Origin of the sequence: Psychrobacter okhotskensis, from assembly GCF_013248965.1 — a bacterium.
Classification (GTDB): Bacteria; Pseudomonadota; Gammaproteobacteria; order Pseudomonadales; family Moraxellaceae; genus Psychrobacter; species Psychrobacter okhotskensis.
In genome coordinates this window covers 42487-66637 of record NZ_JABRVQ010000013.1, presented here as the reverse complement: position 1 = coordinate 66637, position 24151 = coordinate 42487, and the positions used below count along the sequence as shown (strand labels likewise).

Annotated in this window: 20 protein-coding genes; 8 read left to right on the top strand and 12 right to left on the bottom strand. The window is 43.5% G+C overall.

What is annotated here, in order from left to right; translation table 11 throughout:
* The first annotated feature begins 8 nt into the window (after window positions 1-8).
* Window positions 9-1130, top strand: a complete 1122-nt coding sequence (locus tag HQR03_RS08070) for a DUF1176 domain-containing protein (protein ID WP_173239819.1) — start codon at window positions 9-11, stop codon at window positions 1128-1130.
* 160 nt (window positions 1131-1290) lie between these two features.
* Here the strand turns inward: HQR03_RS08070 and HQR03_RS08065 are convergent, their stop codons facing one another.
* Window positions 1291-1509, bottom strand: a complete 219-nt coding sequence (locus tag HQR03_RS08065; protein ID WP_025668532.1) for a DUF2788 domain-containing protein — start codon at window positions 1507-1509, stop codon at window positions 1291-1293.
* A 611-nt stretch (window positions 1510-2120) separates the two neighbouring features.
* On the opposite strand from HQR03_RS08065, the gene argS reads away from it, so the two are divergent.
* From argS to HQR03_RS08050, 3 genes are all read left to right on the top strand, one after another.
* Window positions 2121-3950, top strand: coding sequence for an arginine--tRNA ligase (gene argS, locus HQR03_RS08060; protein WP_173239818.1), 1830 nt, complete (start codon window positions 2121-2123; stop codon window positions 3948-3950).
* A gap of 69 nt (window positions 3951-4019) precedes the next feature.
* The gene (locus HQR03_RS08055; RefSeq protein ID WP_173239817.1) at window positions 4020-4844 is read left to right on the top strand and encodes an SPOR domain-containing protein; all 825 of its coding nucleotides are present in this window, start codon (window positions 4020-4022) and stop codon (window positions 4842-4844) included.
* A gap of 145 nt (window positions 4845-4989) precedes the next feature.
* A complete protein-coding gene (locus tag HQR03_RS08050) occupies window positions 4990-6084 on the top strand; it encodes a PTS sugar transporter subunit IIC (protein WP_244952006.1) in 1095 nt (364 codons plus the stop codon).
* Between the two features lie 130 nt (window positions 6085-6214).
* On the opposite strand, the gene HQR03_RS08045 is transcribed toward HQR03_RS08050, so the two are convergent.
* The 6 genes from HQR03_RS08045 to rdgB all read right to left on the bottom strand — a co-directional run bounded on the left by HQR03_RS08045 (window position 6215) and on the right by rdgB (window position 12605).
* Window positions 6215-7231 carry an SDR family NAD(P)-dependent oxidoreductase gene (locus HQR03_RS08045; RefSeq protein WP_173239815.1) on the bottom strand — a complete coding sequence of 339 codons (1017 nt, stop codon included), beginning with the start codon at window positions 7229-7231 and terminating at the stop codon, window positions 6215-6217.
* Window positions 7232-7588: 357 nt separating this feature from the next.
* The gene (clpX, locus tag HQR03_RS08040; RefSeq protein ID WP_025652534.1) at window positions 7589-8866 is read right to left on the bottom strand and encodes an ATP-dependent protease ATP-binding subunit ClpX; all 1278 of its coding nucleotides are present in this window, start codon (window positions 8864-8866) and stop codon (window positions 7589-7591) included.
* A 215-nt stretch (window positions 8867-9081) separates the two neighbouring features.
* Window positions 9082-9711: an ATP-dependent Clp endopeptidase proteolytic subunit ClpP gene (clpP, locus tag HQR03_RS08035; RefSeq protein WP_037025478.1), complete on the bottom strand. Its 630-nt coding sequence runs from the start codon at window positions 9709-9711 to the stop codon at window positions 9082-9084.
* Window positions 9712-10110: 399 nt separating this feature from the next.
* Window positions 10111-11454 (bottom strand): trigger factor, encoded by a 1344-nt coding sequence (gene tig, locus HQR03_RS08030; RefSeq protein ID WP_173239814.1) that lies wholly within the window; start codon window positions 11452-11454, stop codon window positions 10111-10113.
* Window positions 11455-11459: 5 nt separating this feature from the next.
* Window positions 11460-11666, bottom strand: coding sequence for a hypothetical protein (locus tag HQR03_RS08025; RefSeq protein WP_025652531.1), 207 nt, complete (start codon window positions 11664-11666; stop codon window positions 11460-11462).
* Window positions 11667-11924: 258 nt separating this feature from the next.
* Entirely contained in the window at window positions 11925-12605 is a 681-nt protein-coding gene (rdgB, locus tag HQR03_RS08020) for an RdgB/HAM1 family non-canonical purine NTP pyrophosphatase (RefSeq protein WP_173239813.1), read from the bottom strand.
* 513 nt (window positions 12606-13118) lie between these two features.
* Here rdgB and HQR03_RS08015 point away from each other — a divergent pair.
* Complete coding sequence (locus HQR03_RS08015; protein ID WP_025652529.1) at window positions 13119-13748, top strand: superoxide dismutase; 630 nt, start codon at window positions 13119-13121, stop codon at window positions 13746-13748.
* A 105-nt stretch (window positions 13749-13853) separates the two neighbouring features.
* On the opposite strand, the gene HQR03_RS08010 is transcribed toward HQR03_RS08015, so the two are convergent.
* The 3 genes from HQR03_RS08010 to HQR03_RS08000 all read right to left on the bottom strand — a co-directional run bounded on the left by HQR03_RS08010 (window position 13854) and on the right by HQR03_RS08000 (window position 17527).
* Window positions 13854-15224: a Fic family protein gene (locus HQR03_RS08010; protein ID WP_173239812.1), complete on the bottom strand. Its 1371-nt coding sequence runs from the start codon at window positions 15222-15224 to the stop codon at window positions 13854-13856.
* Window positions 15225-15541: 317 nt separating this feature from the next.
* A complete protein-coding gene (locus HQR03_RS08005) occupies window positions 15542-16360 on the bottom strand; it encodes a DUF72 domain-containing protein (protein WP_173239811.1) in 819 nt (272 codons plus the stop codon).
* Between the two features lie 72 nt (window positions 16361-16432).
* Entirely contained in the window at window positions 16433-17527 is a 1095-nt protein-coding gene (locus HQR03_RS08000; RefSeq protein ID WP_173239810.1) for a polyprenyl synthetase family protein, read from the bottom strand.
* A gap of 779 nt (window positions 17528-18306) precedes the next feature.
* Here HQR03_RS08000 and fadB point away from each other — a divergent pair.
* From fadB to HQR03_RS07985, 3 genes are all read left to right on the top strand, one after another.
* Entirely contained in the window at window positions 18307-20466 is a 2160-nt protein-coding gene (gene fadB / locus HQR03_RS07995; RefSeq protein ID WP_173239809.1) for a fatty acid oxidation complex subunit alpha FadB, read from the top strand.
* A gap of 150 nt (window positions 20467-20616) precedes the next feature.
* Window positions 20617-21789: an acetyl-CoA C-acyltransferase FadA gene (gene fadA / locus HQR03_RS07990; protein WP_101211126.1), complete on the top strand. Its 1173-nt coding sequence runs from the start codon at window positions 20617-20619 to the stop codon at window positions 21787-21789.
* Window positions 21790-22036: 247 nt separating this feature from the next.
* Complete coding sequence (locus HQR03_RS07985; RefSeq protein WP_173239808.1) at window positions 22037-22612, top strand: isochorismatase family protein; 576 nt, start codon at window positions 22037-22039, stop codon at window positions 22610-22612.
* 134 nt (window positions 22613-22746) lie between these two features.
* On the opposite strand, the gene HQR03_RS07980 is transcribed toward HQR03_RS07985, so the two are convergent.
* A complete protein-coding gene (locus HQR03_RS07980; RefSeq protein WP_173239807.1) occupies window positions 22747-23118 on the bottom strand; it encodes a hypothetical protein in 372 nt (123 codons plus the stop codon).
* Complete coding sequence (locus HQR03_RS07975) at window positions 23096-24016, bottom strand: MFS transporter (protein WP_173239806.1); 921 nt, start codon at window positions 24014-24016, stop codon at window positions 23096-23098. The genes HQR03_RS07980 and HQR03_RS07975 overlap by 23 nt, the downstream gene beginning before the upstream one ends.
* Window positions 24017-24151 lie beyond the last annotated feature (135 nt).

The following is a 24151-nucleotide window of genomic DNA, read 5'->3' as shown; positions in this document are numbered from 1 at the left end:
AATGGGCAGTGAAAAAGTTAACGATTTTACTCAGTGCTATGATGGGTTTGCTGCCATTGACGTCCATATCTGCTCATGCTGCCTATGGTACGCCATTTGAAGGGTGGGGCTTTGTACAGGATGATTGGCAACTGGTCTGTGATAATACCTTGACTTGCCGAGCAGCGGGTTATGCGGATGAGAGTATGTTGGATACGCCTGCCTCGATTTTGTTGACAGCTTTACCGCAAAAGTCGATACCAAACGTACAGGTGGCTTTTGAATACCAAGAAGACAAGGTGGATAGTAGCGACAATGAATTGAGGGCAACAGAGCTTTGGCTAAACAATAAAAATTATGGTGCCATTGAGAAGGGTGCGCTTAATACTAAGCAAACTCAGCAGCTTCTAAGTCATTCGCGTCAAAATACTAAGATAGAGATAAGAGCGGGTGATGATCGTTGGATAATCAGCGATAAAGGCATGAGTGCCGTGCTGCTCAAGCTTGACGAGGTGCAAGGAAGAGTAGGGACACCAGTAGCACTAGTGAGCAAAAACAATCCCAATCGGCAAAGGCCTAAAGCAGCCAAACCAGTCTCCGTCATTAAAAAAGCGATCTCATATTCTGATGATAAACAGCAGCTCGACCCTGCAAAGCTAGTGTATTTTCAAAAAAATATAAATAAGTGGATTGATATTGATGCTAAGGAGCTTATCGGCTCTGAAGACGATATGGGAGACTGTGAGCTGGTCAATCCAAAGACCGAAGCGTACCAACGAATGCAAGAATATGGCGCTGATAGGCTAGACTGGGAATTTACACCCGTAGATGCTACCCATACATTAGCCAGTCATATTTGTTGGCAGGGCGCATACAACGAAGGCTATGGTTATTGGCTGATTGACAAGGCAAAACCCCGTCGTTCGCAGCTAATTACTACCATGGGCAATGATTATTCTAATGGCGAGATTTGGGCAACACACAAAGACCGCGGGGTTGGCGATTGCTGGAATCGGGCGATATGGGTTTGGGATGGAAAAGACTTTGTTCAAGCGGAAGATTCCAGCACAGGAATGTGCCGGGGTTTCGCCGGTGGCGCGTGGGATTTGCCGACTTACGTGAGTGACGTTATCTCGCAGTCAGATAAGTGAATGATTTGCTTTAATACACTCACATAAACAACATGAATAATGACTTTGGCAGCGACGGCTCTTTATTGGTGACTTTGTCTATTAGCGACAGGGTCAGTCATATTATCATTGACGAATAGCGCTATCCGTTTTTCTTATGGTTTATAAATAAGAGATCTGTTTAAATGAACCATTTGTTAAACGCCACTTCTATTAGCACCTTGAGTATAAATCCTATAAAGCCCGCACCAAGCGCTAAAAACATCCAAAAAGTACCGGCGCGACCGGCTTCAGAGCGTTTTGATAAGTCCCAAATGATAAAGAATAAAAACGCAATAAATATGGGTAATAGTACGTACAGCCCCCAACTGGTGACGGTACTGGCAGCAATAGCAAACATGGCTTAATCCTATAGAGTAGTAACATGCCATCTATTTAACGCTATTATCTTATAGTCAATTCACTATAAATTGGATAGGGTATTAGCCTTGCTTGGTCTACTATTGGTAGTACTTTCGCTCAGCTTCCTTATATCCAAATTATAGTGAACCAACTTTATCGCTTTTTAAAAATCACCCTAAAAAAGCGCATCACTCCTCAAATAATGAGCAGCAATAAAATAATAAATAAAAATTAAATAGAGGGGCAAAATACAAAGCGTCATTATAACGCGGAAGTCAGTGGGTATAAACTACCGCTATCAGTGAGACAACAGGAAAGATACAATTATGTTCATTATTAGGGTGTGCTCTCAATCTGAACCCGAAATGCTAAATAACTGCCAATTAATCTCAAATATAAGTACCAACCTTCCTAAGCGTAAGATTTTGGTGCTAATTTTGGCGCAAATAGTGCAATAAAGCGCAAAGATTGTTATATTTACAGGTTACTTATCTTTTTATATTAATTTGTCACCTGCCATGTCAGTCGCTATTATAATAAGCCGTTACCGACTGCGCGCATTCGCCCCATTTTTTGTACCATTTTTTATTTATCTGAGTTTATAGTCCTATGTCACAAGCCCAAATTGATACGCTAGCATCCTTATTTAATGATGCGGTTCAAACCTTACAAGCCGATGGCGCGTTGCCAGCTGATTGGCAAAATAACAGTCAAATCACCCGTACAAAAGATTTAAGCCACGGTGATTTTGCCAGCAATATCGCGCTGACGGCTGCCAAAGCTGCTAAGGCCAATCCACGCCAGCTTGCCGAAAAAATTGTCAATGCACTGCCTGACAACCAAGACATTCGCCAAATAGAAATCGCGGGTCCAGGCTTTATCAATGTCTTTTTAAATGCCGACGCTAAGTTTTCGGTGTTAGACGACATTTTTAAACAACAGAATCGCTTTGGTTTGAGCGACCAGTTCGAAGGGCAAAAGGTACAGGTTGAGTTCGTATCCGCTAATCCAACCTCTAGTTTACATGTCGGTCATGGACGCGGTGCTGCGTTTGGCATGAGCGTGGCAAACTTGCTCGAAGCCATTGGTTATGACGTCACTCGTGAGTATTATGTCAACGATGCCGGTCGGCAGATGGACATCTTAGCGACCAGTACGTATCTGCGTTATCTAGAAGCCAACGGTGAACAAATAACTTTTCCCGTGAATGGCTATCAAGGCGACTATGTCAGTGATATTGCCCAAACACTAAAAGCACAACATGGCACTAGCTACGTGCACAGCTTTATAGACGTTGCTAAAAATGCGCCAGAAGATGCCCAGTTTGAAATCAATGATGATGGTGAAAAAACATTGTTATCAGGCGACAAAGAAGCGCATATTGATGGTCTGATTGCTAACAGCAAAGCGTTGCTTGGTGATGCCTATGAGCTGTTTTTAAATGCAGCATTGAGCAGTATTCTGGCTGATATCAAAGACGACTTAAATGACTTTGGTGTGCGTTATGAATGCTGGTTTAGCGAAAGATCCATTGATAGTGAGATTGCGCCGGTTTTACAGATTTTAGAGGATAAAGGCTATCTGTACGAAAAAGACGGCAATATTTGGTTTAAATCGACTGATTTTGGTGATGAAAAAGATCGTGTGGTACGCCGTGCCAATGGACAATCGACTTACTTTGCCTCTGATATCGCTTATCATAAAAATAAGTTCGATCGTGGCTTTGATAAAGTCGTCAACGTTTGGGGCGCGGATCACCATGGTTATGTGCCACGGGTAAAAGCGGCGTTATTGGCTTTGGGGATTGATGCAGAACGCCTTGATGTGGTGCTGGTTCAATTCGTAGCATTATGGCGCGGCAGTGAAAAAGTGCAAATGTCGTCGCGTTCAGGCAAGTTTGTCACCTTGCGCGAGCTGCGTCATGAAGTCGGTAACGATGCAGCGCGCTTCTATTATGTCGCGCGTAAGCCTGAAGTGCACGTCGACTTCGATTTAGAGCTGGCCAAATCACAAAGCAAAGACAACTTGGTCTATTACATTCAATACGCGCATGCACGGGTTTGCCGCGTATTAGAAAAGCTAGAATCCAGTGGTCTGATTGTAGACGATTTGATTGGTGCCCAGCACCAAAACTTGCTGACAGCGCCTAGTGAAGATGAGCTAATCAAACTCTTAGCGGCCTATCCAGCGACACTGTTACGAGCTGCTACAGGCTATGAGCCGCATGTACTGACCAACTATCTAAAAGATTTGGCAGCACTCTTCCACGGCTGGTACGATAGCAATCGTATTCTGCCAGTGAGCTTGACCTCAGGTGAGACGCCAAGCCAAGAAGAGCTCGATATGATGCAAGCCCGTCTGCGCTTGTCAAAAGCGGTACGTCAAGTAGTGTCCAATGGGCTTAGTTTATTAGGGTTATCTGCACCGTCTAGCATGTAGAACATATACAGACGAGCGATAGCAATAATTCGATAACGACAGATAGATTCAGTAGGGAGAAAGAGATCCATGCTAGCCAAAAAACCTAAAGGTGCGACCGAAAAGCGCAAATCAAGTAGCGTATCAGGTTTATTATGGATGTTTGTCGGGGCAGTATTGACCCTAATGATCGGGGTGTTTTTGTACCTCTCACCATTATTTGATTTTAGTCCCGCTGATAGCACTGCCGGTAATGATCCTGATCGGCAGGTAGAGCCCCGCGTCGATACCGATACCGATAATAGCGATTACGAGTTCTACGATATTTTGCCCAATCAAGAGATGGCGACCATCCCTGATGAAAATATCGGTGAAACAGGTAATGATGGCTTGGGCAGTATCGGTGCTTTTGAGCCGGACGTCGTCGTTACTCAACCGGAGAGCAATTCAGCCAGTCGCAATGATGATACGGGTAACTTTGGTATTTCTGAAAGCACCGTGATCGAGCCAAGCCGTGGTAACAATGCTGGTACGGCCAATAATAGCGATGATATCGTTGTCGTTGAAGAAGACGCTACCTATGATGGCGCGCCGGCGACTAGTAATAGTGGCAATACGGCAAACCGAGCCAATAATTCAGGGACGAATGCGGCTAGCGTCCAACCTGCCAAACCTGCGGCGACCTATATCTTACAGATTAACAGCTTTGGTGATGCCGATGAAGCTGACCGTCGCCGTGCGCAAGTGCTCATGGCTGGCGTGGATGCCAGAGTGGTCAAAAACACCACGGGTAATGGTTTGCCAATTTATCAGGTCATCTCGCGTCCGATGAATAACCGTCAAGCGGTTGCTAGTGCGCAGCAGCGTCTACAAAACAACGGCATTGACTCTATCATCGTTGAGCAGCGCCGTTAGATTGAATGCTTTGTGCTCGTTTTAGTCATGTGTTAATAATAAGAAAGCGTCGCAATGACGCTTTTTTTATCTCTGATTTTTAACAAGAGTGTTTTATGTTTTTGGTTTATTCTATCTTATTAAAACCTTCACAAAGAGTATGGCTATGACAATATCTGACTCAGCAACACCGCCTACTGGTTTGGTAAAAGCCTTTTTTCAAAAATATTTTATCGATGCTTTTACGGGTATGGCTTTAGGGCTATTTGTCACATTGATTGCTGGTTTGATTATCTCACAAATCGGTGGTTGGTTAGACTTGCCAGCACTCATCGCAGTCGGCAAGCTGGCCTCTGTATTAATGGGTGCTGGTATCGGTGTGGGCATTGCTTACTACCTCAAAGCGCCGACCTTGGTTATGCTCAGCTGCTTGGTAGCAGGGATGCTTGGTGCGCACTCTGAAGCGTTGATGGCAGGGACGCTTTTTACCCCGCAAGTGGGAGGACCTGCGACGTTCGTGGCGTTACCCGGCAATCCCATTGGCGCGTACCTGACCTCGGTATTTGCTTATCGCGCTGGTACTTGGGTCGCTGGCAAGACCAAGCTTGATATTCTGCTAGTGCCTTTATTGGTATGCGCCGTGGCATTGGCAGTTTGTGCTTTGCTTAATCCGCCTATCGTCGCTGCCGTCGCTGCTATTGGTCAAGGTATTCAAGCGGCCACTGAGCTACAGCCATTACTAATGGGTATTGTGATTGCAGTAGTGGTGGGTATTTTATTGACCTTACCAACCTCTAGCGCTGCTATTTGTATCGCTATTGGGCTTGGTGGTGTAGCAGGTGGCGCTGCTGTGGTTGGCTGTGCGGCGCATATGATTGGTTTTGCCGTTGCCAGTTTTAAAGACAATGGGATCAGCGGTGTCGTCTCTCAGGGTCTAGGCACGAGCATGTTGCAAATTCCGAACGTGCTAAAAAAACCTGTGGTCTTATTGCCTGCCGTTGTCGCTAGCGCCATCGTTGGTCCTATCGCCACGGTCGGCTTTGGCTTGGCGTGTACGGCGACAGGAGCGGGTATGGGTACTGCTGGGCTGGTAGGAGTATTTGGCGTCATTGAAGCGTCACAAGAGATTATGAGTAGCGCTCAACTATGGACAGCGATTATCTTATTGATGTTCGTATTGCCTGCGCTGATTGCTGGCGTAGTCGCTTATATGATGCGCCGTCTGGGCTGGTTAGTCGATGGCGATATGAAACTGCCTTAACATTAAGCTTTATATTTACTTTTATATTTAAAGTTACTTAAGATTTTTAGACTGTGAACAACCAAAAAAGCCCTGCTAGTGTAGCGGGGCTTTTTTGACCGTCTTTATCTTTATCTAAATCTTATAGCGACTAGGCCGATTTACGAACACCCGTTCTAGCAGGTTTCTTGCCTTTCAATTTGCGTGACAGCTTATTGACGTCATTCAGTATTTTGCTATAGCTTGCTGGAAACACGCGCTGTACGGCGTCGATCATTTTGGCATCGTTACCAATCAAGCAGCGCGGCTGGTTGCTTGCGGCCGCTTGCAGAATAATCCAAGCGGCATCGCTGGCATCGAACTTTAAGAATTTATTAAAACTGCTGATCGCTTTGCTGCCACCACGCATGCCAAGGTCACTGATGCTGTCATTACCACGCGCACTATTGGCAATATTGGTTTTGATGCCACCTGGGTGAATGCAAGTCGCTGAGACGCCGCAGCGCTGAATGTCGAGCTCTTGACGTAGGCTCTCGGTAAAGCCACGTACCGCAAACTTACTGGAATTATAGGCAGACTGCGAAGGCTGAGCGGTCAAACCAAACAGACTTGAGATATTAATGATATGACCATGTTCGTCAAATTGGCGTGCTTTGCTGTCTTTACCACTTTTAGTCGATTCGCTTTCTTTGACGCTATTTTTGATCAAAGGTAAAAAGGCTTTGGTGCCATAGACCACACCCCAAAAATTGATATCCATGACCCATTCAAGCTCATCGATACTGCTGCCTTCTACGGTCGAATATAGCGCCACGCCTGCATTGTTAAAGATGAAGTTCACTTTGCCGTGATCGCTCATGACGTCGTCTGCCCACGCTTGCACCGCTTTATTGTCTGAGACGTCGAGTACGGTCATAGTGACTTTGACATCATAACCGACGAGCAGTGCTTTGGTTTGGGCTAACTGCTCAGGATTGATATCGGATAGCGCGACATGACAGCCCATTTTTGCTAAATGAATGGCAAGCTCGCGACCCATACCAGAGCCGGCACCAGTGATAGCAGCGACATGATTGCGGTAATAGGGGGTAATGTCATGGTTTTCATTAGCAGAAAAAGGGAGATGCTGACGTAGGGAGGTTGCTATAGAAGTAACATTGTTAAGCATGATGAACAATCCTTTGTATCATTGATTCGGGAGGTTTGGTCGTAACTTTGGTCATCACTTTAGTCATGATTAAGGAGACCGCATAAGAAGTCGCTTTACCTTAGCATGATTTATGAATTTACCTGCCCACGATTGATAAACGCAGCTGTCATTTTTTGAGCCACCTATAGTCAGTGAAAAGTAATATCGAACCATCACGCACTGCTGATATCCATTTTTCTTGCTTGCTGCGTCTGTGCAGACAGACCCTATATCATTAAAAATGACCAGACATAAAAAAAGCGTCTTAGCATAATGCCAGACGCTTTTTTTGATGACAGTCAATTAAATAATTAGTTGTTATCATTGAACTATATATTAAGCGATTTCAGGGGTCTTGCCGTCGTTGATCACTTGCTCATCGACGAGCACAGTCTTTGCATCTTTCATAGACGGCAGCTCATACATAGTATCAAGCAACGCATTTTCTACGATAGAGCGTAAACCGCGAGCACCGGTTTTGCGTGCCATTGCTTTTTTGGCAATCGCATCAAGCGCTTCTTTGGTAAAGCTAATATCAGCGCCTTCCATATCGAACAAGTACTTATATTGCTTAACCAAAGCGTTCTTTGGTTCCGTCAATATTTGTACTAGCGCTTCTTCATCAAGCTCTTGCAGCGCGGCCAACACGGGCAGACGACCAATCAGCTCAGGAATCAGACCGAACTTGATTAAATCTTCTGGCTCGACTTGCTGGAGCAAATCTGAGCTACGTTTACTGTCATCTTTTGAGCTGACATCAGCATTGAAACCAATACCAGTTTTTTCTGTACGCTGCTGGATGACTTTATCAAGACCGGCAAACGCGCCACCAACGATGATAAGGATGTTGCTGGTATCGACTTGGATCAGCTCTTGCTGTGGATGCTTACGCCCACCGTGTGGCGGGATAGCAGCAACCGTGCCTTCGATAAGCTTTAGCAAGGCTTGCTGTACACCTTCGCCCGACACGTCACGCGTGATAGAAGGGTTGTCGCCTTTCTTACTGATTTTATCAATCTCATCGATATAGATGATGCCCTGCTCAGCTTTGCTCACATCGTAATCCGAGGCTTGCAAGAGCTTTTGCACAATGTTCTCAACGTCTTCACCAACATAACCCGCTTCGGTCAAGGTGGTGGCATCGGCCATTGCAAACGGCACATCAAGCAGACGTGCTAAAGTTTGCGCTAGTAAGGTCTTACCAGAGCCTGTCGGACCAATCAGCAAGATATTGCTTTTTGACAATTCAACCATTGCTTCATCAGCGCCAATCTTAGCTTTTTTGCTATCATTCGCCAAAGTTTGACTGACTTTTAGACGCTTATAATGGTTATAAACAGCGACCGCCAAGGCCTTTTTAGCAGCGTCTTGCCCGATGACATACTCATCGAGTTTGGCACGCAGCTCTTTTGGCGTCGGCAGTTTTTTATTGACCCAAGAGGTATCAATATCGCCATCAGCATCGTCATTGTCGGTATCAACATCCGCAATCAGGTCGGTACATAACTCAATACACTCATTACAGATATTGGCATCGTCAGCGGCAATCAGCTGTTTTACTTCGCTTTTTTCTTTGCCACAAAAAGAGCAATGCGGTGTTTTATCTTCTGCCATATAGAGGCACTCCTAAAATTTAAAACGTACAGTCATTCCACTATAAAAGTATTACTGCGTTAACCTCGCTTGAAGTATCACTTATACATCTACACTCGGTTGCCTTGTACTACTTTTAAATTGAATCGACTATATCAGTATTCCGATTGTTTGCATAAATGCCAAAGCACATAGGGCAAAGGCATTTAATGCTTATCAAAGCTGCTATATCATCATTATAATGAGTTAGGGCGACGTTCTAATACTTCGTCGACCAAACCATACTCTTTGGCCTCTTTGGCATCCAACCAATAGTCACGTTCGACATCTTTTTCGATTTTCTCAACTGGTTGACCGGTACGCTCAGCCAAAATCTCATTTAAGCGAGCACGAGTTTTTAGAATTTCACGCGCATTAATTTCGATATCAGTTGCTTGACCTTGCGCGCCGCCTGATGGTTGGTGAATCATCACGCGCGAGTTGGCTAGGGCATAACGTTTGCCTTTTTCGCCTGCTGCCAATAAGAACGAACCCATGCTATAAGCGCCGCCCATACAAATGGTTGATACTTCAGGTTTGATAAAGTTCATGGTATCAAAAATAGCCAAACCAGCGCTCACGGAGCCGCCCGGTGAGTTGATATATAAATGGATGTCTTTATCAGGGTTTTCAGCTTCTAAAAATAGCAGCTGAGCGACGATCAAGTTGGCCATATGGTCTTCAACTTGACCGGTCAAAAAGATAACACGCTCACGTAATAGGCGTGAGAAAATATCAAACGAGCGTTCACCGCGCGCTGACTGCTCAACCACCATAGGAACCAATGCTGCTTGAGTCGTACTTTGTACGTTGTCATGCGCACTCATCAGCATATCAAAATGCGGGTTAGCAGTAATACGATCATAATCTGTCATAAAGATGTCCTGTTTATAAGTACATAAAATAAAGAGAATAAAGAAATAGGGATTAGCAAACAGCCAAGCTTTTATTGATGCTTATCATTGTAAATGTTGTCGTCTTTTAATCATACTAACGGGCTAAAATAATAAGCGCCAGATGTCGCTAAAAATAATTGAACCAATGGTAACTTTTTTATGGGGGCAATAGTAACGTTTTAATGTGACAAACGATAAATGACTCCCTATTAATAAGGCGTCTATAGACATTTATCAAGGGCACGAACCATAAAGCCCCAATAAAAATGCCCTAACAAAGCGTTAGGGCATTTTTAATACAGTCTAAAGCAGTAGCGCTAAGACGCTAGATTACATACCTTGCTGCTGTTGTTGCTGAGCAGCTAGCAAATCTTGGTAGCTCACTTCTTTATCCGTGACTTTACCTTGCTCAATCAGATAATCAACCACTTGGTCTTCTAGAACGACAGATTCAATGTTCGCGCGCTGTTGCTTATCAGTGGTGTAGTACTCGATCACTTCAGCTGGATCTTCATAGTTTTCAGCGGCTTCTTTGATAAAGGTTTCAACGCGTGCTTGATCCACTTCGATACCTTTAGTGTCGATAACGCGGGCAACGATGATGCCAAGACGGGCAGCACGTAGCGCTTGCTCTTCAAATAGCTCATTTGGCAGCATATCTTTATCGAAGCTATCAGCATTAGCACCAAACTGCTGAGAAAAACGTTGCATCATCATGTTGCGCTGACGCTCAATTTCTTGCTCTAGCATGGCGTTTGGTACGTCAAACTCGTTCTTTTCTAGTAGCGCATCAAAAGTCGCTTGCTTGACTTGGCTACGCGCAGCATTTTTGATTTCGCGTTCCATGTTTTTGCGTACGTCTTCTTTTAACTTCTCAACGCCGCCCTCTTTTACGCCGAATAGCTCAAGGAATTCTTCGTTGATTTCAGGTAGTTTAGATTTTTCAACCAATTTTACGTTGATTTTGAACTGTGCTTCTTTACCAGCTAGGTTCTCAGCTTGGTAATCTTCTGGGAAAGTGACGTCAATAACTTTTTCTTCGCCAGCTTTCATGCCTTTGATACCATCTTCAAAGCCTGGAATCATCTGGTTGCTACCGATGACCAGTTTGAAATCTTCAGATGAGCCGCCTTCGAATTTTTCGCCGTCGATTGAGCCTTCAAAGTCAAAGGTTACTTGGTTATCTTTGGCCGCTTTACCTTTTTTCTCAACGAACTCTTCACGTTGTTTTTGTAGGTTTTCGATCATTGTGTCGACGTCTTCTTCGCTAACCTTAGCTGTGTGACGCTCAACTTCGATTTCATCGATACCTTGCACGTCTACTTCTGGGAAGATCTCGACAGTGGCTTGATAAACCAAGAAGTCATCTTCAAGTTTTACGTCGTCGATGTTAGGCATGCCAACCGCGCGGATGTCTTCAGATTTGATCGCTTCAAATACAGTATCACGGATCACATCGTTGATGACTTCTTGTTGAATGCCAGCACCGTACTGAGAACGGATGTGTGACATAGGAACGTTGCCTTTACGGAAACCGTCAATTTTGGCAGTTTTCGCTACTTGGCGAATACGGCCTTCAACTTTGTTTTGAATTTTTTCAACGGGTACTTTAACCGTTAGCTGAGTTTCTTTATTAGATAGCTTGTTGGTTGTGACTTGTAAATCTGTAGCCATGTTAGTTACACCTTTAGGATTAAATAGTAATAGACAACCAAGCTGCAAAATACGCGTGAGCTACTGGTTGCCGTTGGAATAAATAGGGGATATTGATAGCGCGCAGTTTCGCAGCCCATGCCTGTAGCAATCGCTACTGACACAAAAATGTGAAAAGCTTTATTTTGATAAACGCTACCAAATATCAATAATAAGCCGCTAATGTACCGCATAATAACGCTTTTTGCTCAATTATACAGACAAATAACGGCTTTCAATAAAATTTTAAAAGTAGAACAGTATAATCTATCTGCTTATTAAAGTAAAAGTTATCTGTTTATCATCCGTTTACTTTGCGTCCACTATAGTACCAATCGCGCTTAGAGAGTGCTTTGAGCATTTCATTTGACTGCTTGATAGTAACGTTAGCATGACTATCAAATGCAAAATAAGCTATAACCGTCTTTAGCGCTAGCGCTTATCAATGGTGCTTATAAAGGCAGTTGTGCCAATAGTTGCTGAATCGCCTGACCGCGATGGCTAATGCGGTTTTTATCCTCAGCGCTTAGGCTCGCCGCACTGGCTTGCAACTCTGGCAACCAAAATAGTGGATCATAGCCAAAGCCGCCATCGCCATGTGGCGCCGCCAAAATCTCACCGTGCCATAAACCTTGGGCGATAATCGGTAATGGGTCATCAGCATGACGCACCATTGCCAATACACAAACAAACATGCCTTTAATAGAAGCATCTGGCTTCGCTGCGCGAATAGGCTGCAAGTCAGCGATGAGCTTAGCATTATTTTTACTGTCATTGCCGTGCTCGCCCGCATAACGTGCCGAATAGATGCCGGGTGCGTTGCCCAATACTGGCACACAGAGTCCCGAGTCGTCAGCGATAGCAGGTAATCCGCTGGCTCGGCTGGCATGTCGCGCTTTGATAATGGCGTTCTCAACGAAGCTTAAGCCATCCTCAATCGCATCGTCGATATCGAGATGACCTTGCGGGATAATCGTCACATCCAAGTCAGCTTCGGCAAACAGTCTTTTAAACTCCGCCAGTTTGCCCTTATTATTACTGGCAAGTACCCATTGGCTATCTGGCGTTGTTTGTGTTGAATCAATTGAGGCTGTCGGCTGTTGATGAGTGTCTGTGGTGTTGCTATAACTCATGGTATTCGTCCATCATAGGGTTGTTTGTCAAGTAAACTGTTATTTTGACGTTTTATACGCTAGCGATAATAGTAAACAATGCGTGAGCGTTGTTTGTATGGTTTGCACTGGCATATTCTAAGCTAGCACCGGCTAAATTACCAATTAGCATAAGGAATCAATGATACATAACATTTGGTAACTGATATTTGTCATTACTATTGCTATAATACAAAACAAGCTACAGTGAATTATATCTTATAGCTTGTAAACTTAAAGTTAATAATACTATCAAACCCCAATAATGGCTTTTAAGTCAATAACTTGGTGTTTAATGGTGTAATAACGATTAAGTATCACTTGCTTGAGATAGCTTTTAAATTTAGAATTTTTTAGGTTTACCGCAATATGTACAGCATATTGAGTAATAAATCTCACTAACAATAAACTAAGCCAATTTAGTCCAATAATTTATAGCGTTCATTTGAAGCTATACCTAATACTAATGGCTAAACCAGCAAGGATAAAATAACTATGTCAAACATTACTTTACCAGACCTACCATATGCAAAAGATGCTTTAGAGCCGCACATCAGTGCTGAAACTTTAGAGTTCCATCATGATAAGCATCATAATGCATACGTGACTAAGCTTAACGAGTTGCTACCAGGTTCTGGTCTAGAAGACAAAACATTGCCAGAAATCATCGTAGCCACGGCTAAAGATGACAGCAAGCAAGGTATGTTCAACCAAGCAGCCCAAGTATGGAACCACACGTTCTATTGGAATTGCATGACGCCAACCAATGGCGGCGGCGAACCTACTGGCGACTTGAAAGCTAAAATTGAAGAAGATTTCGGTAGCTATGATAAGTTCCGTGAAGAGTTTAAAAACGCTGCACTCACTCAGTTCGGTTCAGGTTGGGCGTGGCTAGTCGCTGATAAAGTCGGTGGCAAACTGTCAATTGCTAAAACAGCAAATGCTGATACACCACTTGCACATGACCAAGTAGCGGTATTGACTTGTGACGTGTGGGAACATGCATACTATATCGATTATCGTAACCGTCGTCCTGATTATGTCGACACGTTCCTAGACAAGCTAGTGAACTGGGACTACGCAAACGCGAAATATAAAGGTCAAGATGCTGGTGTTGAAGAGTAATCTTTAACCACTAAGTAGTTTGATTAATAAAAAAGGACGCTGAGAGGCGTCCTTTTTTTGGTTTGAGTTTTATTTTTTATGTAGATATAGGATTGCTATGCTACTTTATACTAACCCCATTTTACCTAAAACCTCAGTAATAAAGCCTTGTGCTATCTCTGTCGGTGTAACTTCAGAATCCCATTCAGATTCTTGAGTAACAGGGTTATATCGTCTTCTTGAGAAATCACGACCATCTAAAACTAGCTCGCGTAATGTGATTCGATCTTCAGACTCATAGTCGTCCAATTTCTTATTACTTCCTGCTCCATCTTGCATTGAAATCAGAATACATACAGAATTACCAAAATTCTTATAGTCATCAGAAGACTTGAAATGCTTAGCAAACCAAAAAATGAAGCGTTGATCTACCTCTCCATACGCAAATCTTAAGCCAAAAAACCATGCCTGAGATGCCCTTCCCTTATTTTTTAAATCTTGATGTTTTTCAAAATCTATGCTGCCGTAATCTTTGAAACCAATAAACATATCACTTAATTCTTCATTCAATTCGCTGCAAAGATTTGAAAACTCCAGTTTTAGTAAATCAAAAGTTTTCTGAGCAATTAGGAATGAACGGTGGTCAGTTTGTCTTACTTTTTCAGAGGCTGCTTTTGCAATACCTTTGACCCATGAACTACGAGACTTTTCATCTCTTATAATTACTAAATAACGCTGACTCATTCTTAACACATTTTTAGCAATGATTTCTAGGAGTTCTTCACCGTTATTGAGGTCAGCTTGTTCAAGTGCTTCATAGTAGTTTTTTTCACGATCTTCAGGTTGTACTGATGCTGGAACATATCTATCTTTTAACAAAACATAGTCCTGTAGCATTCGAGCAATTCTTCCATTACCATCTATAAAAGGATGAACTCTAGCAATAGCCCAATGCATCCAAGCTGCTTTTTGGATAGTATGTACATTTAGACTAGATTCAACATCTATAATTTTTTCTATAAGCGACTGAACGTCCATGTGTGAAGGAGGACTTATCTTGGCACCAGATATCGCTACATCCTTATTTCTAAAACGGCCAGCATTTTCATCATCAATATTGGTTAACATTTTCTGATGTAGTTCTTTAATCAACTTAACACTCAAAGGTAGTTTATTTTCTAAACAATCTTGTAAATATAAACAAGCATCGGCGAGGTTTATTACTTCCTGCTGATCTTTTCGAGATCCAGCTTCCAAGATACCAGAGCTTAAAACAACGATAGTCTCTCTTCTAGATAGAGAGTTACCTTCAATTACTGCAGAAGCATGAACCCTATCAAATAATATTTCTTCTTGTAGTTTATGAGTTATCTCTGCAGTTAAAGGGCGTTGCTTATCAATTTCACTTACGCTTTCATCAACTTCAGCTAAGTAGTCAATAGTAACTCCTTTAGGCTTGAATAGACTAACATTCGCAATGCTTTCAAAAATATCCATTTATATATGGCTCCAATTATTTATGTTTATATTATCGATAATATAAATTTCGAGCAAACATAATATCTTAAGCTTAGGTGATATAAGATATATGTTAGAAAAATTCAATTGTATCTAAAGTATAAGGATGCTTGCAGACTTTATTTTGCTAATTCTAGTTTATTACTAAAAAACTCAAATTGGATGGTAGAGGGATATGTTCATATACCAGTTTTAAGAAACATTCTGTCACAGAATGGATTCTGGTAGAAATAAAAATAGAATGGCATCTGACGTTATGCTATTTTTTAGATTTGAATAGTTATGGTTTACTAACGTCAATGCACCTCAAACCCAAACTTACCCAACGCCTCACGCAACATCGCAATATTATAATAAGCATGCGCATTGACGGTGTTTTGAAAGAAGATATACAGCGTATCAAAATGCTGACGTTGATTAGCAATCGCTTGCGCCCAGTCCTGCATCTCTGTCTCGCTATAGCGATAATCATGGCGGTCAGCGGCACTCATCGCATCCCACCAGTTTAGATTATTACCATGCATACGCAGATAGCCAGTACGCTGAGTGAATATCAGCCGTGACGGTGGCAGTCCGCTGACTTTGGGATAATCGACACTACACCAAATCAAGCCTTGCTTGATAAAGCTATCGACCACTTGCGGGGTGTGCCAGCCATTATGACGAAACTCAACCGCTAACGGATAGTCTTTAAACCAGCTAACGAGATTGGCGAGATAAAGCCGATGCTCATGGGTACGATCAAAACCATGTGGGAATTGCAGCAGTAATGGCGCGAGAGCGTTGGCTTCGATAAGTGGCGTTAGAGCAGTAATAAATGCTTGGGCGTGATCGCTTGTGCCTTTGCGTGCATGAGTAAAGTCTTGATGCAGCTTGACGGCCAATTTTAATTGGCTATCTGTTTGCACATAGGCTTTATTGACCATACCGGCAAAGGCTTTTTGTCCGATGGGCGCATAGAAGGTGCTATTAATCTCGACCGCGCCGTATTGCTTGGCGTACTCTCGTAAGAAGTCCGTTTTTTTGGTGCCAGTTGGATAAAGCGTACCAAGCAGATCGGTATCGCTATAACCGCCAGTGCCGAGGTAAATACGCTGAGTAGGGGTACTGTCCATGTTGACCACCCTTTGCTATTTTTGCTAATTAAAATGTTTAGCTAGATTTTTACGCACTTATTTGTTTTCTCGTTATTTCTTTCTTGCCCATAACCATTCAATGAGTGCCATCAGCGCATCATTCTCTTCATTACCGTTAAGTTCACGAGAAATGGCTGCGCGTCCATCATCAAATAGCGATTGTGCATAGCTAGTTGCATCATCAACGCCCATCAATTTTACATAAGTAGACTTGTCTAGTTTTTCATCGCTGCCAGCAGGTTTGCCAAGCGTATCGGTGCTGGTGGTCACGTCTAAAATATCGTCCTGAACCTGAAAGGCGAGTCCAATATGCTGTGCACAATCCTGCAAGGCCATACGCTGTGGAGCGGTCGCGCCAGCACAGATACCGCCCATCAGCATAGCCGCTTCTATTAATGCACCTGTTTTATCACGGTGGATGGCTTCTAACTCGCTTTGCGTGATATCAATGCTGGCTTCAGCATTCAGATCGAGCATTTGCCCTGAAACCATGCGTCTGGCACGCGGCGCAAATATCGCGATTAATTGGCTGGCGATAGCGGAGTCAAAGGGTGCAAAAGTGGGCAGCTCTGCGGTCAATACCTCAAAGGCTAGCGTCTGTAGCACGTCACCAGCGAGTAGGGCGGTTGATTCTGCAAAGACAATATGCGCGGTCGGCTGACCACGGCGCAAGTCGTCATCGTCCATACACGGCAAATCATCATGCACCAATGAATAGGTATGCAACAGCTCTACTGCCAACGCTGCACGGCGCGCCATATCATAGTCGGAATCGTTTTCTAGTAGTGATTCTAAATCGCTATTTTGAAGGGCTTTGTTATCAATGCTTTTATCCACACTTTCATCGTCATTACTAACATTATTATTAGCGCTTCCATTAACATTGTCATTATTATTAAAGGCATCATTAGCATTGCTACGATTTATGCTGTCAAAGGCACTGGCAACCAATAATGGGCGTACCAACTTACCTTGACCAGTCATCACGTAGCGGCAGGCATCAAGCAGTGGGCTTGGCAGCTCGGCATAAGCAAACAGCACGTCGATATCTTGTGCGAGTTGCGCGCGCACGGCGCTGTGAAATTGCTCGGTGTCGCTATTAAAGCTAGTAAAAGACATAAAGCTTGGCGTAGAGGAAACAGTCATAACCCAACCATCTATCAGGTGAATAATAAAAACGGTATTAGTGTAGCATGATAGGTAGGATTGCTTATGCGACACATGGTATCAATAGAGGGTTTTTTTGCAATTTAAAGCAGTCGTATGATGGTAAGGTATCCGTGCTTGAGCGCAATATGGCAACAAGGCACCGTTACGTATTGCTGATTTAACTTAGCGGTTGAATATGTTTTGATAAGGGAGCGCGTCGGGCATTTTATGCCGATTATCTACCCTGTTTAGCGTGTTAATAATTCAGTATACAGATACTCACTAAAGCACGTTCGCCGCTAGGTAAAGGGCTAGTATCGACTTAAGAGTGACTTGCGAGTATGGTATTAGCTTGTGACAGTTAGGGGCATAATCCCCTACACTAATTGACGTAAAAATGGTCTGATGACAATGTTGACGATGCTATTGGGCTTTTGAATACGCCATCTGATTGATAAAGCTCAGTATTGGCTCAAATCCCAGTCAGTATCTACACCATGAGTACTTATAGCAATAATATATAAACGAAGCGCCTTATCCACTGGTGCAATAAAGTTAGCACCGATATATAGTAATGAGCGCTGGATAATAAAGATCTCTTCACTGGTTAATCTGTCATGTATTTATGGTTATGATACAGCAGGTTGGTAGTGCTATTACCCGTTTTACTAACAATAACCGGCTATTTTTTATATTCTAAAACATCGCTTTTATGATGTAATTTTTATCACTTAGCTTTTATTACATAGCCTTTATTACATAGCAAGGAGTTCCACATGGTATACCAAGGAAATCGCATCACGGTGACAATGCTAGAGGATGGCATCGCCAACATGCAGTACAACGCCGAAAATGAGAGCGTGAACAAGTTTGATGCTGAGACCAATAAGCAATTTGGTGAAGCGGTTACTGCGTTAGAAAAAGCCGATAACGTTAAAGGTCTTATCGTAACGTCAAGCAAGGGCGTGTTTATCGCTGGTGCTGATATTACAGAATTCGTCGGTTCTTTTAAAAAGCCAGAAAGCGAAATCAAAGACTGGGTCATTAGCATCAATCATGACTTTAACCGTTTTGAAGATTTGCCGTTTCCAAAAGTAGCGGCCATCAATGGCGCAGCGCTTGGCGGTGGTTGTGAGATGACCTTGGTTTGTGAATACCGTGTCATGAGCGACAAAGCTATCATTGGTCTACCAGAAACCCAACTGGGTATCTTCCCAGGTTTTGGTGGTACGGTTCGTAGTACGCGTGTGATTGGTATCGATAATGCGCTTGAATTAATCGCGACTGGTACACCGAAAAAATCACTGGACGCACTAAAACTTGGTCTCGTTGATGCAACCGTTGCTGCAGATGACTTGCAAGATGCTGCGATTGACCTAGTCAAAAAATGTATCTCAGGTGAGCTTGATTGGCAAGCGAAGCGTGAAGAGAAGCTTGCGCCTGTTAAGCTAAATCAGCTTGAGCAAGCGATGGCATTTAACAGTGCTAAAGGTATGATCTTTGCCAAAGCCAATCCTAAGCAGTATCCTGCGCCTGCGCTTGCTATTGAAGCAATCGAAAAGCATGTCGATCTGCCTCGTGATAAAGCAATCGAAGTCGAAGCGACTTACTTTGCAAAAGCGGCGAAAACCCCACAAGCAGAAAGCTTGGTTGGTCTATTTTTAAACGATCAGTTGGTTAAGAAACTTGCTAAGCAGCACAGTAAGCAAGCACATGAAATCAATGAAGCGGCCGTACTTGGCGCGGGTATCATGGGCGGCGGTATCGCTTATCAAGCAGCCAGTAAAGGCTTGCCAATCATCATGAAAGACATCAAGTCTGAGCAATTAGACCTTGGTATGGGCGAAGCCAGCAAGCTACTTGGCAAAATGGTCGAACGTAAGAAAATGACCCCAGCTAAAATGGGTGAAACGTTAAGCCGTATCCGTCCGACTTTGAACTATGGTGACTTTGCTGAAACTGATATCGTTATCGAAGCGGTTGTAGAAAATCCAAATGTGAAGCGTGCGGTACTAAAAGAAGTGGAAGGCTTGGTAAAAGACAACTGTATCCTAGCGTCAAATACGTCGACGATTTCTATTACTTTCTTAGCGGAAGCACTTGAGCGTCCAGAAAACTTCGTCGGTATGCATTTCTTTAACCCGGTAAGCCGTATGCCATTAGTAGAAGTTATCCGTGGTGAAAAGTCCTCTGAAGAAGCCATTTCTACTACGGTCGCCTTGGCTACTAAAATGGGTAAAGTGCCTGTAGTTGTGAACGACTGCCCAGGTTTCTTAGTCAACCGTGTGTTGTTCCCATACTTTGGTGCCTTTGATTTGCTCCTTAAGCAAGGCGCTGATTTTGCTCATGTCGATAAAGTCATGGAAAAATTCGGCTGGCCGATGGGTCCTGCTTACCTAATTGACGTGGTTGGTTTAGATACTGGCGTACACGGTGCAGAAGTGATGGCAGAAGGTTTCCCTGACCGCATGAAGCCTGATTATAAAGGCGCGATTGAGCTTTTATATGAAAACAAACGCTTAGGTCAGAAAAACGGTGTTGGTTTCTATAAGTATGAGATGGACAAACGCGGCAAGCCAAAGAAAGTTGCTGATGAAGCGACTTATGAGCTATTAAAAGCCACGACAGATAGCGACAAGCAGACCTTTGATGATCAAGCGATTATCGACCGCACCATGCTGGCTTTCTGTAATGAGACTGTTCGTTGCCTAGAAGACAATATCGTCAGCACGCCATCTGAAGCCGACATGGCGATGATTATGGGCGTTGGTTTCCCACCATTCCGCGGTGGTCCTTGCCGTTATATCGACCAAATGGGTCTAGATAACTACTTGGCACTGTGTGAAAAATACGCATACCTTGGCAAAGCCTATGAAGCCCCGCAAAAGATTCGCGATATGGCAGCAGCAGGCGAGACCTTTTACGCCACGGCGTAATGGGCAGTCATTACTAGGATAAAGTGCAGTACATCATGCTCGATAAGATTATTGGTAGTTAATTTATTATTAGTAACCTTAACTTTCTAAATTAGATAGGCGAGCATTGCGGTACTGCCACTGACAATAAAAATTGAAAAGGAAAATAGTATGACAACTTTAAGTCCAAAAGACGTGGTCATCGTAGATGGCGTACGCTCAGCAATGGGTAAAACTAAAAACGGCATGTTCCGCCATGTTCGCGCCGATAGCATGTCTGCTGAATTGGTCCGTGCCTTGGTTGAGCGTAACGACTTTGACCCACGTGACGTCGAAGACATCATCTGGGGCTGTGTCAATCAGACGCTAGAGCAAGGTTTGAACATCGGTCGTAACATTGGTCTGCTAGCTGGTATTCCAAAGACTGCTGGTGGTCAAACGGTTAACCGTCTATGTGGTTCATCTATGCAGGCGCTTCACACTGCTGCTGCTCAAATCATGACCAACCAAGGTGACGTTTTCATCATCGGTGGTGTTGAGCATATGGGTCACGTCGGCATGATGCATGGCGTTGATCTCAACCCTGAAGCGTCAAAGCACTATGCAAAAGCTTCAAACATGATGGGCTTGACTGCTGAAATGCTGGGCCGTATGAATAACATCACCCGCGAAGAGCAAGATGCCTTTGGTCTTGAGTCGCATCGCCGTGCATGGGCTGCGACGGTAGAGGGTCGTTTTGACAATGAAATCATCGGTATCGAAGGTCATGATGCCGCAGGTCGCTTGCAACTATGTACCGTTGATGAAGTGATTCGTCCTGATGCAACGATGGAGCAAATGCAAAAGTTACGTCCAGCCTTTGATCCTAAAGGCGGTACGGTCACTGCTGCGACCTCATCTGCATTATCTGACGGTGCGTCAGCAATGTTAGTCATGAGCGCACAAAAAGCCAAAGACTTAGGTCTTAAGCCTCGTGCTCGTATTCGTAGCATGGCTGTTGCTGGTTGTGATGCCGCTATCATGGGTTACGGTCCTGTACCGGCTACCCAAAAAGCACTTAAGCGCGCTGGCATGAGCATCGATGACATGCAAACCATCGAGCTAAACGAAGCGTTTGCCGCGCAAGGCTTGTCAGTCCTAAAAGCCTTGAACTTGACGGACAAGCAAGACATCGTCAATATCAATGGTGGCGCGATTGCACTAGGTCATCCACTAGGCTGTTCAGGTGCTCGTATCACGGTTACCTTGTTAAACGCGATGGAGCAATCAGATACTGAAATCGGTCTAGCAACCATGTGTATCGGTCTTGGTCAAGGTATCGCGACGATTATTGAGCGTGTGTAAGCTTTAAATTTTTTATAGCTGTTAGCTTATTATTTTTCAATGAAACCCTTAGTCATAATGACTAGGGGCTTTTTTATGGAGTCAATAAAGTAGAGAAAGATATCATATTACTCATTAATAAAAATTATCTCCATTGACGCCCTCAGCAAACTATGACTAAATAAGAGCTAGGTTTAATAATAATGATATAGAGGCCAAATATAGCGTCGCCTTTACCTATTAATATCAGTCGTACAAGGAGTGTACTATGTCTACCATGATTACCGATCGTACCTATCGAATCGCTCGTGAAAATACCCAAGCGATGATTATCGATGTTCAAGAACGCTTAACGCCGCATATTTATGACCATGAAAATATTGTCAAAAAGACCGTCACGCTAATCAAAGGGCTACAAGCGCTTGATATTCCTATTATGCTCAATGAGCAATATAAAAAGGGACTCGGCGATACCCTGCCTGAGATACGTGATGTGCTAGAAGGCGACAATGCCAAAAGCTTTGAAAAAGTCACTTTTAGCGCTTGTGATAATGACGATTCATGGCATTATTTAGCCCAACAAAATCGTAGCATTGTTCTATTATTTGGGGTGGAGGCGCATGTCTGCGTCATGCAAACGGCGCTTGATTTGCTCGATAATGGTATGCAGCCAGTGATTATTGGTGATGCGGTTGGCTCGCGCTTTCCTTATGATAAGAAGCAAGCGATTCGCCGTATCCGCCGCGCTGGTGGCGTGATTAGTACGGTAGAATCCATTCTTTTTGAATTGTGCCGCAGTAGTAAAGACCCTGCTTTTAAGACCATTAGTAATTTGATTAAGTGACTTAATTAGCTGGATTGATTGGTTATAAGACAATTTTTAATCATTAATAAAAAAGATAGCGCTTAAGGCTTAGGCGCTATCTTTTTTAAATGCTAACTTTTTTCGCCTTTAAGTAACGATTTGAAATAAGGCTCTTAAACAACTTTTGAAGTTGGTTTAACAGTAGGTTTAATTACTGGTTTGTCCTTTATTTTTAAGACTAAAAAAGTGGCTAAAGCGACGGCAATAATCAGTACCCAGCCAGTCGGCATCCAACTGCCTGTCAATCCTTTCACGCTCTGCATCAGCAACACCATCATAACGCCACCGAGATTGCCCATCATCATCAGCATGGCAACTGCTTTGGCGGCTTGTGACGCATGTACGGTGTCTTCAGCAGCGGCAATCAGTAATGGATAACCTGCCAACAAGAAAAATCCTAATATAAAGCTCAGCAATAATGTTGTGGTTCCTGTCGTTAAATATAACAAGGGATAGGTGGCGCTAGCACCAATTAGCGTTGCCAATATTAAAAAAAATGCGCCGTTTTTGTAGATAGTCAGATAATAGCGGAATCAGTAGCGCGCCTAAAATACCGCCGACGATCAGCATGGCAGTAATGATGCCCGCCGTCGCTTCATCAATGCCGCGGGGCGCAAGAATAGGTGCAATCCAGTTACTCAGCCCATTAAAATAACCCATCGCAATAAACACCGCTAATGAGATAAACCATAGGCGCTTATTTTTTAATAGCGATTCGATTTCGTGCAGTGAGATAGCGCTATCTTGTTGTTTGGGTTTTTCAGCGACGACCAACAAGAAGCCTACTACCGCCACCGCCGTAATAATGACATTGATAAGTAGCATGCCAGAGAAGCCAAACGCCTCGATTAATGGGGCAGGGGCAAAAGCACCAAGGGCAGTCGCCAAAAACATCCCGCCCATAATCATGCCCGTTACCGTGGCGATTTGCGATTTATCAAACCAGTCTGATGTCACTTGATTGATGGCATTGGTGATATACGGCTGAGCGATGGCGATAAGCAATTGCCCTGCAAATACTAGCCAATAATGATCAGCGCCCAACCAGCGTATGATTGAGCCTATCAGCATAAGGAGCGCCGCTAAGCTGACGATTTTTTTATAGCCGATATTATCGAGCACTTTGCCAGAATGAATCGCGAGCAGCACAAAAATGATAGGGAACATCAAGGTTAATAAATTGGCGAAAAACTCATTAACGCCAAAATGTGCCTCGGTGCTAATTACGATGGTCGCAAAGGTTAGCCATAAAAACTGATTGACCCCCAGTAAAAGAGAGAAGCCTGCGATGATAAGCCATTTATTGGGCGGTTTTTGCTTGGGAATTATTGCAGTCGCAGTTGATGAATTAGCACGCGTTGCAGCGTCAGTGGTGGGTGGCATCGACATATCCTTGTCTGGTGCAGGTTCTTATAAATTGTTTTACAATCTGCCTGCTGACTTATTATGAGCATTAGTTGAATCTTAAACAATAAAAAATTAAGACACTTGCTATTATTACCCCTGCAAAAATTTAGA

Excerpts from the sequence above, each read along its gene's own strand:
- HQR03_RS08065 (WP_025668532.1), bottom strand. The coding sequence starts at position 1,509 with ATGTTTGCTATTGCTGCCAGTACCGTCACCAGTTGGGGGCTGTACGTA.
- argS (WP_173239818.1), top strand. The coding sequence starts at position 2,121 with ATGTCACAAGCCCAAATTGATACGCTAGCATCCTTATTTAATGATGCG.
- HQR03_RS08055 (WP_173239817.1), top strand. The coding sequence starts at position 4,020 with ATGCTAGCCAAAAAACCTAAAGGTGCGACCGAAAAGCGCAAATCAAGT.
- HQR03_RS08050 (WP_244952006.1), top strand. The coding sequence starts at position 4,990 with ATGACAATATCTGACTCAGCAACACCGCCTACTGGTTTGGTAAAAGCC.
- HQR03_RS08045 (WP_173239815.1), bottom strand. The coding sequence starts at position 7,231 with ATGCTTAACAATGTTACTTCTATAGCAACCTCCCTACGTCAGCATCTC.
- clpX (WP_025652534.1), bottom strand. The coding sequence starts at position 8,866 with ATGGCAGAAGATAAAACACCGCATTGCTCTTTTTGTGGCAAAGAAAAA.
- clpP (WP_037025478.1), bottom strand. The coding sequence starts at position 9,711 with ATGAGTGCGCATGACAACGTACAAAGTACGACTCAAGCAGCATTGGTT.
- tig (WP_173239814.1), bottom strand. The coding sequence starts at position 11,454 with ATGGCTACAGATTTACAAGTCACAACCAACAAGCTATCTAATAAAGAA.
- HQR03_RS08025 (WP_025652531.1), bottom strand. The coding sequence starts at position 11,666 with ATGCGGTACATTAGCGGCTTATTATTGATATTTGGTAGCGTTTATCAA.
- rdgB (WP_173239813.1), bottom strand. The coding sequence starts at position 12,605 with ATGAGTTATAGCAACACCACAGACACTCATCAACAGCCGACAGCCTCA.
- HQR03_RS08015 (WP_025652529.1), top strand. The coding sequence starts at position 13,119 with ATGTCAAACATTACTTTACCAGACCTACCATATGCAAAAGATGCTTTA.
- HQR03_RS08010 (WP_173239812.1), bottom strand. The coding sequence starts at position 15,224 with ATGGATATTTTTGAAAGCATTGCGAATGTTAGTCTATTCAAGCCTAAA.
- HQR03_RS08005 (WP_173239811.1), bottom strand. The coding sequence starts at position 16,360 with ATGGACAGTACCCCTACTCAGCGTATTTACCTCGGCACTGGCGGTTAT.
- HQR03_RS08000 (WP_173239810.1), bottom strand. The coding sequence starts at position 17,527 with ATGACTGTTTCCTCTACGCCAAGCTTTATGTCTTTTACTAGCTTTAAT.
- fadB (WP_173239809.1), top strand. The coding sequence starts at position 18,307 with ATGGTATACCAAGGAAATCGCATCACGGTGACAATGCTAGAGGATGGC.
- fadA (WP_101211126.1), top strand. The coding sequence starts at position 20,617 with ATGACAACTTTAAGTCCAAAAGACGTGGTCATCGTAGATGGCGTACGC.
- HQR03_RS07985 (WP_173239808.1), top strand. The coding sequence starts at position 22,037 with ATGTCTACCATGATTACCGATCGTACCTATCGAATCGCTCGTGAAAAT.
- HQR03_RS07975 (WP_173239806.1), bottom strand. The coding sequence starts at position 24,016 with ATGCCACCCACCACTGACGCTGCAACGCGTGCTAATTCATCAACTGCG.